The organism is Thiohalocapsa sp. (assembly GCF_022340605.1).
In the GTDB taxonomy this organism is placed as follows: domain Bacteria; phylum Pseudomonadota; class Gammaproteobacteria; order Chromatiales; family Chromatiaceae; genus Thiohalocapsa.
In genome coordinates, this window is sequence record NZ_JAJDNQ010000016.1 from 1 (window position 1) to 9,767 (window position 9,767).

Annotated in this window: 6 protein-coding genes; all 6 read left to right on the forward strand. The window is 67.8% G+C overall.

Features of this window, described 5'->3' with window-relative positions:
- The first annotated feature begins 369 nt into the window (after positions 1 to 369).
- On the forward strand, positions 370 to 1,425 hold the full coding sequence (pstS, locus tag LJE69_RS01320; RefSeq protein WP_296920527.1) for a phosphate ABC transporter substrate-binding protein PstS: 1,056 nt from the start codon (positions 370 to 372) through the stop codon (positions 1,423 to 1,425).
- Between the two features lie 499 nt (positions 1,426 to 1,924).
- Positions 1,925 to 3,646 carry an alpha/beta fold hydrolase gene (locus LJE69_RS01325; RefSeq protein ID WP_296920530.1) on the forward strand — a complete coding sequence of 574 codons (1,722 nt, stop codon included), beginning with the start codon at positions 1,925 to 1,927 and terminating at the stop codon, positions 3,644 to 3,646.
- Between the two features lie 599 nt (positions 3,647 to 4,245).
- Positions 4,246 to 5,652, forward strand: coding sequence for a bifunctional enoyl-CoA hydratase/phosphate acetyltransferase (locus tag LJE69_RS01330; RefSeq protein WP_296920533.1), 1,407 nt, complete (start codon positions 4,246 to 4,248; stop codon positions 5,650 to 5,652).
- A gap of 10 nt (positions 5,653 to 5,662) precedes the next feature.
- Positions 5,663 to 6,886, forward strand: a complete 1,224-nt coding sequence (locus LJE69_RS01335; protein ID WP_296920536.1) for an acetate/propionate family kinase — start codon at positions 5,663 to 5,665, stop codon at positions 6,884 to 6,886.
- 87 nt (positions 6,887 to 6,973) lie between these two features.
- On the forward strand, positions 6,974 to 9,358 hold the full coding sequence (locus tag LJE69_RS01340) for a DUF3141 domain-containing protein (RefSeq protein WP_296920539.1): 2,385 nt from the start codon (positions 6,974 to 6,976) through the stop codon (positions 9,356 to 9,358).
- Between the two features lie 2 nt (positions 9,359 to 9,360).
- A partial coding sequence (locus LJE69_RS01345) for an alpha/beta hydrolase (protein WP_296920544.1) occupies positions 9,361 to 9,767 on the forward strand: 407 nt, incomplete at its 3' end.

A 9,767-nucleotide genomic window follows, 5' to 3' on the forward strand; every position in this document is an offset into this window, starting at 1 on the left:
CAGGCCTGCGACCAGACCGGTATCGTCGCTCTTGCCTGGTGGCAACGAGACCGATGTCCAGGTGCTCCGCCGCGGACGCCCCTCAAGCTCCCGCTGTCTGCCCAGGTGCTCGAGCCCGGAGCTTCAGGACAGTACGGACTACAAGTGTCGTGCGGGCGCCGCACCCCGGTCCGGCTCACTTGGGCTTGGTTTACTCAGCGCGTCGTGACGAAACAATGACGATGCGATGACGGGTTTGCGGTGGCAAGAGGCCGGATTCGGGCCATACACTGCCTCGGCGTAGCGGCGATGAAGAGCGCAATGGGCGCTGCCCGGGCCCCTGCATCCGTCGCGCTCTCCCGTCACCGCTTAGGAACCGAGGATTAGAACATGACCCACGCCCGTCGCCCGCTGGCTTGGCTGTGCCACTTGCTTCTCCCCGCGTTGCTGCTTGGCCTGATTTCCCCGAAGCAGGTCGAGGCAGACGAGCAGGCCGCGCTCAGACTCCTGGGCACCGGTGCCAGTTTCCCCGCGCCGCTCTATTTACGCTGGTTCCGGGACTATTACCTGGTCCATCCGGACGTACTTGTCGACTACCAGAGCATCGGCAGCGCCGGCGGTGTGAAGGACTTCATTGGTGGCCGTGTCGACTTCGCGGGCTCCGACCTGAAGCTCACTGAGGAAGAAGCCGCACAAGTACCGGGCGGCGTGCACCAGCTGCCCATTGCGGCTGGCGCTATCGCGGTCGTCTACAACCTGGAGGGCGTTCCGGCGCTGAAGCTGAGCCGTGATGCTCTAGTGGGTATCTTTTCCGGTGCGGTTGCCAACTGGAACGACCCAACCATCGCGGCCACCAACCCGAATCTGGGCCTGCCGGACATGTCCATCGTCGTCGTGGCGCGGGCCGATGCCAGTGGCACCAGCTACAAGTTCACCCGCCACCTCAGTACCCTGAGCGCAGACTTCGCAGCAGCCGTCGGTACCAACATGAAACCGGACTGGCCGGATGCGCTCAAGGACCGGGCCGGATTGGTCCGTTCCCCCGGCAACGGCGGCGTCGCGGCCACCGTGCGGGCGGTCCCCGGCAGCATCGGCTACGTGCAGTATGCCTGGGGTTTCTTGCCCGGCATCGAGATGGCGGCGTTGGAGAACCGCGCCGGCAAAATGGTCGCCCCGGGCAACGCCGCCTTCGACGCCGCCCTCAGTTCCGTGATGGCGAACCCGAGCGTGCCCAATGCCACGGACCCGACGGGCGAAGATGCCTATCCCATTGTCGCACTCTCCTGGCTGGTGCTCCGACACCAGTATGAGGACCCGGCCAAACTGTCGGCGCTGAAGGATGTCATCGACTATGCCCTGGGGCCAGGGCAGGAGGTCACCGAGCAGCTCGGCTATGTCCGTTTCCCCGAGCCCCTCATTGAGTACCTGCAGAAACAGCTCAAGTAGCGGGCGGTCGGGCCGTGAGGAACGCTTACAGCACTGCGGCGAGGAACCCGTGGCCACTTCTGCGGTAACTGCGTCAGCGTCTTCGCTATCCTGCTGATAGCAAAGAGGATAGTGCTCAGCTCAGGCGCGGGCTGCTGCCGACCGGGCTTGTTCAGCAGAATGGGGCGTTGGCGCCCGGTCCTAATCTTGGTGCCGAGTGTCCGTGTCTGGCCAACGGGAACAGCCCTGCTGCGCCGCAACAATGCTAGACTTAGCGTGGTCGTAACGGTTGCGGCGCCGGGAGGCCGGCAGCATGGCGCAAAATGGCGGTAAGGCCACCAACCCCGCGAAGCAATCGCCCGACGGTGTAGACATGGAGGACCACGGCACCGCACCCCACCCTGCCACTGATCGGGTGCGTAAGGACGGGCGAGTAGCGGCGACGGGCCCTCACGCCCCGGCGTGTCCGCCCTCGCGCGAGGCGCAGGATGCCGAAGCCGGGCCGCGCTCGGTCATCCCGATGCCCGTGGGCATTGGCGCGCTGGATCGCCTGGTCCACGCGAACATGGGCCGCCTCACGGGGAACCTGTCGCCGGCCTCGGTCGCTAATGCCTTCGCGGACTGGGCCTTCCATCTGGCCATCTCCCCGGGCAAGCAGGCAGAGCTTGGCATCAAGGCTCTGCGCAAGTCGACCCGGCTGGGCATCTACGCCATCGAGTCGGCCACCGATCCCAAGACGCCGCCCTGCATCCAGGCGCTGCCGCACGACCACCGCTTCGACGACGCACGCTGGCGGTCCTGGCCGTTCAACCTAATCTATCAGGGCTTTCTGCTCCAGCAACAGTGGTGGTGGAACGCGATCCACGGCATTCGCGGCGTCTCGCCCGAGCATGAAGAGCGGGCACAGTTCCTGGTGCGCCAGATGCTCGATATCGTCTCGCCATCGAACTTTCCGGCGACCAATCCCCGGGTCATCGAGGCCACGCTGCGCACCGGCGGCGCCAATTTCGTCGCGGGTCTGAAGCACTTCATGGAGGACACCCGCCGACGCCTGAACGGCGAGGCGCCGGTCGGCGCCGAGCAGTTTCGACCGGGCGAGGCGGTGGCGGTGACGCCGGGGAAGGTGGTCTACCGCAACCGCCTGGTGGAGCTGATCCAGTACGAGCCCAGCACGACGCGCGTGCACCCCGAGCCGGTGCTCATCGTGCCGGCCTGGATCATGAAGTACTACATCCTCGACCTCTCGCCGCAGAACTCACTGATCCGCTGGCTGCGCGACCAGGGCCACACGGTGTTTTGCGTGTCGTGGCACAACCCCGGCGAGGCGGACCGCGACCTCTCGATGGAGGACTATCGCCGCAACGGCATCGAATACGTCACGCGGGCCATCGAGCAGATCGTGCCGGAGCGAAGAATCCATGCCGTCGGCTACTGCCTCGGCGGGACCCTGCTGGCCATCGAGGCGGCGCGGATGGCGCGTGACGGCGACGCGCGCTTCGCCACGCTCAGCTTCCTCGCGACCCAGGTGGACTTCACCGAACCGGGCGAGCTGGAGCTCTTCATCGACGAGAGCGAGGTCAGCTATCTGGAAGACGTGATGTGGGCGCAGGGCTATCTGGACACCAAGCAGATGGCCGGCGCCTTCCAGATGCTGCGCTCCAACGACCTCATCTGGTCGCGCATGGTCAGCGAATACCTGCTGGGCGAGCGCCCGCCGATGTTCGACCTCATGGCCTGGAATGCGGATGCCACCCGCATGCCCTATCGCATGCACTCGCAGTACCTGCGCCGGCTGTTCCTGCACAACGACCTGGCCAACGGCCGCTACGAGGTGAACAGCCGGCCGGTGGCCCTGGTCGACATCAAGGTGCCGATCTTCTCCGTCGGCACGGAGCAGGATCACATCGCCCCGTGGCGCTCGGTGTACAAGCTCCACCTGCTGAGCGACACCGAGATCACCTTCGTGCTGACCAACGGCGGCCACAACGCCGGCATCGTGAGCGAGCCGGGACACCCGGGCCGGCGCTACCGTGTGCACACCGCCCACGAGCACGAGCCCTACCGCGCACCGGACAACTGGTACGCCAGAGCCCGGGAGCAGGGCGGAAGCTGGTGGCCCGAATGGCAGGCCTGGCTGGCCGCGCGCTCCGGCACCCCGGTGGCGCCGCCGACCATGGGCAACCGCGAGGCCGGGCTCGCTCCCCTGGACGACGCGCCGGGGCGCTACGTTCTCGAGAAGTAGCAGGGGGACGTGTGCCTGTATCAGGCTGGTCACCGCCCAAGCAGCAGGTGTAGCTGCCACGCTCCGGAAACCAGCCGGGCCACGGCTGACCGGCGGCGTTGGCCAGCATGCTCCATGCCGCGCGCTTTCCTGCTCGCCTCCCGCGCTCTCTTGCAGCCGGAACCCAGTGACGGCATCGGTGGCCTCGACCTCTATGGCGATTGCGCCAAGTGCAAAAAACGACGTCGACGAGCTCAAGCATCACGGGGGCCGGGGCGGTTCATCACCACCGTCCACAAGCGCTGCCGGATCATGGCGCGCATGACCACGCTGGTTTTCTCGTGCCTCATTGCACCCGAGAAGCATCGCGAGTCGATAACCGTTGGGCACCGGATCGGCCCGCGAAAGCCGCTAGCCGAGCGGTTCACCTGCTCCGTTCTGGTTGCCGCCGGTCGATGCGGGGTGCTACGGATGCCTGCGTCGTCACGAAAGTGACATCCTAGGTTCATGGCAATGCAACGCGGTGCGTCTACCCTGTTTGTTGCGCCGCAGCATGCGCAATGAGCGCCAGACGCTGGCTCTGCGCACCCGCGGAACCTTTGGACCAGAGACCCGTTGCCATGGCCGACTTCCTCGAAAACCGCACCTATGACGAGATCCAGCCCGGGCAGACCGCGGAGCTGCAGCGCACCCTGACCCGCGACGACGTGGCGCTGTTCAGCAAGGTCTCCGGCGACCTGAACCCGATCCACATGGACGAAGAGTATGCCCGCGCCCAGGGCGCGAAGGGCGTCGTCGGCCACAGCCTCTGGGCCACCGGGCTCATCTCCAGCCTGCTCGCCAACGTGCTGCCGGGGCCGGGCACGGTCTATCGCAACCAGGACGCTGAGTTCCACCGCCAGGTGCAGCTAGGCGACATCCTGACGGCCAAAGTCAAGGTGGTCGAGAAGCTGCCGGAGCGCCTGGTGCGGCTGGAGTGCTCGGTGGTGAACCAGGCCGGCGAGCGCGTGATGACCGGCCGCGCCGTGGTCGTGGCGCCGACCACCAAGCAGCGCATCGAAGTGGCGGATGTCGCCGATATCTCGGTGCGCCACCACGACAGCTTCGCCGCGCTGTTCGACAAGGTCCGGGCGCTGGAGCCCATCCCCACCGCCGTCGTGCACCCGGTGGACCAGGTCTCGCTGGCGGGCGCCATGGAGGCCGCCGAGGCGACCTTCATCGCACCGATCCTGGTGGGGCCGGAGGGCCGCATCCGCGCCGTCGCCGAGGAGCACGGCATCGACCTCGGTGGCACCGAGATCCTGGACGTCGAGCACAGCCACGCCGCCGCCGCCCGCGCCGTGGAGCTGATCCGCGAGGGCACCGCCGAGATCCTGATGAAGGGCAGCCTGCACACCGACGAGGTGCTGAGCGCGGTGCTTAACAAGGCCACGGGCATCCGCACCGAGCGGCGCATCAGCCACATCTTCGTCATGGACGTGCCCACCTATCCGAAGCTGCTGCTCATCTCGGACGCCGCCGTAAACATCGCGCCGGACCTGGAGGCCAAGCGCGACATCTGCCAGAACGCCATCGACCTCGCCCGCACCGTCGGCGTGGAGCGGCCGAAGGTGGCCATCCTGTCCGCGGTGGAGACGGTCCGGCCCAAGATCCAGTCCACGCTCGACGCCGCGGCCCTGTGCAAGATGGCCGACCGTGGCCAGATTACCGGCGGCGTTCTGGACGGCCCGCTGGCGATGGACAACGCCATCAACCTGGAGGCCGCGCGCATCAAGAAGATCGACTCCCAGGTGGCCGGCGTCGCGGACGTGCTCATTGCGCCGGACCTGGAGGCAGGCAACATCCTGGCCAAGCAGCTCATCTTTCTGGCCAACGCCGAGGCCGCCGGCATCGTGCTGGGTGCACGGGTGCCCATCATCCTGACCTCGCGCGCCGACAGCGTGCGCACCCGCCGTGCCTCGGCCGCCACCGCGGTGCTGCACGCACACGCGGTCCGCCAGGGGCTGCACGACAAGCCAGCGCACTGAGGAGGGGGTCATGAGCGCGTCCTCGGAGGAACTGATCCTGACGCTGAACGCGGGCTCGTCCAGCATCAAATTCGCCGTCTACGGCGTCGGCAGCACCGAGCCCCAGACCGACCCCCAACTGCGCGCCAAGGGTCAGGTGGAGGGCATCGGCACCCGGCCGCACTTCGTTGCCAAGACCAGCGAAGGTCAGGTGCTCTCCGAGAGCTGGTGGGAGGCCCGCGGCGACGTACACGGACACGCGCCGGCGTCCCGCCAGATCTGGAGCTGGCTCGCGGAGTTCGCCGGCGACAAGACCATCATGGCCGTCGGCCACCGCGTCGCCCATGGCGGCGAGGACTATAGCCGGCCCGTGCTCATCGACACCGACGTCATCGGCGTACTGACCCGCCTGATTCCACTGGCGCCCCTGCACCAGCCGAACAACCTCGCAGCCATCCGCGCCGTCGCCACCGACCACCCCGAGCTGCCCCAGGTGGCCTGCTTCGACACGGGCTTCCACCGCGGCCGGCCCAAGGTCACGGAGCAGTTCGGGCTGCCGCGGGCGCTGCTGGAGCGTGGCGTGAAGCGCTACGGCTTTCATGGACTCTCGTACGAGTACATCGTCGAGAAGCTTCAGGAACTGGCGCCGGACGTCGCCGGGGAGCGGGTCGTCGTCGCCCACCTCGGCAGTGGCTGCAGCATGACCGCCATCCGCGGCGGGCGCAGCATCGACACCACCATGAGCTTCTCGGCCCTGGACGGCGTGCCCATGGGCACCCGCCCGGGCCTGCTCGACCCCGGCGTCATCCTGTTCCTGATGCGCGAGGACGGGCTCGGCGTCGATGACTTGGAGAAGCTCCTCTACAAGCAGTCCGGCCTGCTCGGCCTCTCCGGCGTCAGCAACGACCTGCGCGCGCTGCACCAGAGCGACGACCCGCGCGCCGCCGAGGCCATCGACTACTTCGTCTACCGCATCGGCCAGACCCTGGGCGCGCTGGCCGCGTCCATCGGGGGCCTGGACGCCCTGGTGTTCACCGCCGGCGTCGGCGAGCACGACGCCGATATCCGCGAGCGCGTCTGCACCGATGCGGCCTGGCTCGGCATCGAGATCGACGCGGCCGTCAACGCCGCAGGCCATGTCGGGCACGGGCTGCGCATCAGCCCCGCGGATCAGCGGCCCGCGGTCTGGGTCATCCCCACCGACGAGGAGCGGATGATCGCGCGCCACACGCTGCAGGTCGTCGGCGGCGCCTAGCGTGCCGCCCTGGTTCCCACGCGCTAAGGCATGCATCGATCCAAACCACGAAAGCAGAAACCCGCCAGCAGCCCCCGGAGCGCCCCCATGTTCGCCATCACCAAGCTCTTCCCGCAGACCGAGATGCGCAACGCCCTGACCGATTGGACCGAGTCCTGGGGCCAGTCATGGCACAAGACCTTCGACGGGCACGACGACGCGTACGTCCAATACGGCCGCGACCTCGGCATCATCCTCCAGGCCCATGGCAAGCGGGCGATGGAGACCGCGCAGCAGAATGCCAAGGCCAACCTCGAGACCTGGCAGCAGGTCCTCGACGGCATGGTCAGCCCGGCGCTGCCGCAAGCGTGGTGGGAATACCTGGTGGACGGCGCCCAGCGCACGGTGCTCTACGCCGACGCCATGCGCGAGCGGGGCAACCACTTCGTCGAGCACGAGGAAGGCAGCAACCGCACCGTGCTGAGTTGGGAACACGAGATCGTCGTGGACGGCAGCAAGCTGGAGCGCCCGGTGAACTACTCCCTGGTGCGCATCGTGCCGCCGGAGGGCGTGACGGTGCGCGAGGACGGCCGGCCCTACATTATCATCGATCCCCGCGCCGGCCACGGCTCCGGCATCGGCGGCTTCAAGCACGCGAGCGAGGTGGGCGCGGCCATCCACGGCGGCCATCCGACGTACTTCGTCACCTTCACGCGCATGCCGATGCCGGGCCAGACGCTGGCGGACGTCACCGCCGCCGAGGCCGACTTCGTGCGCGAGGTGCGCCGGCTGCACCCCAACTCGCCCAAGCCCGTCATCATCGGCAACTGCCAGGGCGGCTGGGCGTCCATGCTGCTCGCCGCCACCAACCCGGACATCACCGGTCCGGTTGTTGCCAACGGCGCGCCGCTGTCCTACTGGGCCGGGCAGAAGGGCAAGAACCCGATGCGCTACCTGGGCGGCCTGGTCGGCGGTGCCAGCACCGTGCACCTGCTCTCCGACCTCGGTAACGGGCTGTTCGACGGCGCCAACCTGGTGTTCAATTTCGAGCGGCTCTCGCCGAGCAACACCTGGTGGGAGAAGTACTACAGCCTCTGGGACAAGATCGACACCGAGGTGCCGCGCTTTGTCGGCTTCGAGCGCTGGTGGGGCAGCTTCTACTACATGACCACCGACGAGATCGCCTGGATCGTCGAGAACCTGTTCGTCGGCAACCGCTTGGGCCGCGGCAAGGCGAACCTCACCGAGCGCACCCACGTGGACCTGCGCGACGTGAACTCGCCCATCATCGTCTTCGCCTCCCACGGGGACAACATCACCCCGCCGCAGCAGGCGCTGGGCTGGATCGCGGACCACTACACCGGCGTGGAGGAGATCAAGGCCCGCGGCCAGCGCATCCTCTACACCCTGCACCCGAGCGTCGGCCACTTGGGCATCTTCGTGTCCTCATCGGTGGCGAAAAAGGAGCACGAGGAGATCGTCTCCACGCTCAAGGCCATCGAGGCGCTGTCCCCCGGCCTGTACGAGATGGTCATCACCGAAGAGCGCGGCGAGGGCGTCGAGAAGACCTTCAAGGTCGCCTTCGCCGAGCGCAGCATCGAGCAGATGATGGAGCAGTGCGGCGGCGACGACTCGGACAAGCCCTTCGCGACAGTGGCTCGCTTCTCCGAGCTGAGTACCGAGGTCTACGACTTGGCCATCCGCCCCTTCATCCGGGCCATGACCAACCAGGCGACTTCGGAGCTACTGGCCAACGCAAGCCCCATGCGCCTGCAACGCTGGCTCGCCAGCGACCGTAACCCCGCCATGCAGCCGGTCAAGGACCTGGCCGCGCAAGTCCGCGAGCAGCGCCAGGCGGCGCCGGACGACAACCCCTTCCGCCAGTGGGAGCGCTTCAACGCCGGGCTGGTCACGCAGTGGTGGGACGGCGTGCGCGACCTGCAGAACGCGCTGATCGAGTGGAACTTCAACCTGCTGTGGGGTGCGCCGCAGGTGCAGGCGCTCGGCGAGCGGCTCGCCGTCACGGTGGCGGAGTCCCAGCCGCGCGAGGACTTGCGCACGCTCACCGAGGTGCAGGACGCGCTGGATCGCATCGACCTCGGCACCTTCGCCGACGGCGTCATCCGGATGCTGATCTTCCTGGCCCACTCGCGCAAGGAAGTGCGCCGCTCGCGGCTGGAGCGCTCCAACCAGATGCTGCTCGCCACCGAGCCCTTCGCCAGCATGAAGCCCAAGCACCGCACCCGCATGATCCACAAGGAGACGCTCGTCGTCGGCTACGAGCCGGAGGCGGCCCTGGCGACGCTGCCGAAGCTGCTGCGCACGGAAGACGAGCGCAAGCGCGCCCTGGCGCTGTGCGAGCAGATCGCCGGCCCCCGCGAGGAGATGAGCCGCGAGACCATCGACATGATGAACCGGCTTGCGCTGGCGCTCGGCGAGGAGCCCGTCGCCATTCTCGGTGACGATTCGGGCGCCGTGCGGCGGATTGCCTGAGCATGCAACGCGAGCGCGATGCCGCCATCCCGAAGCCGCTGCGCGACTGGCTGGAGAAGATACGCGCGGCCAAGGCGGCGGCCGTCGCCAACGGCGACCGGCTCACGGTCATCAACGCGCGCGAGGTCTTCGACACCCTGACGCGCACCTGCGTCACCGACCGGCCCGAGGTGGCCCTGGTGCGCGACGACGTCATCCCGGCGCCGGAGTATCCGGTGCCGGTGCGCATCTACCACCCGGCACCGAAGGAGACAAGGCCCGTCGCGCTGTTTCTGCATGGGGGCGGGCACGTGTCCGGCAGCGTGGCCATCTATGACCCTATCGCCCGCAAGCTCGCGCTGGCCACGGGCCGGATCATCGTCGCCGTGGAATACCGGCGCGCGCCGGAATGCCCCTACCCCGCCGCGCT

Bases quoted from the DNA above. Each gene is read 5' to 3' on its own strand.
- pstS (WP_296920527.1), top strand. From the start codon at position 370: ATGACCCACGCCCGTCGCCCGCTGGCTTGGCTGTGCCACTTGCTTCTC.
- LJE69_RS01325 (WP_296920530.1), top strand. From the start codon at position 1,925: ATGCCCGTGGGCATTGGCGCGCTGGATCGCCTGGTCCACGCGAACATG.
- LJE69_RS01330 (WP_296920533.1), top strand. From the start codon at position 4,246: ATGGCCGACTTCCTCGAAAACCGCACCTATGACGAGATCCAGCCCGGG.
- LJE69_RS01335 (WP_296920536.1), top strand. From the start codon at position 5,663: ATGAGCGCGTCCTCGGAGGAACTGATCCTGACGCTGAACGCGGGCTCG.
- LJE69_RS01340 (WP_296920539.1), top strand. From the start codon at position 6,974: ATGTTCGCCATCACCAAGCTCTTCCCGCAGACCGAGATGCGCAACGCC.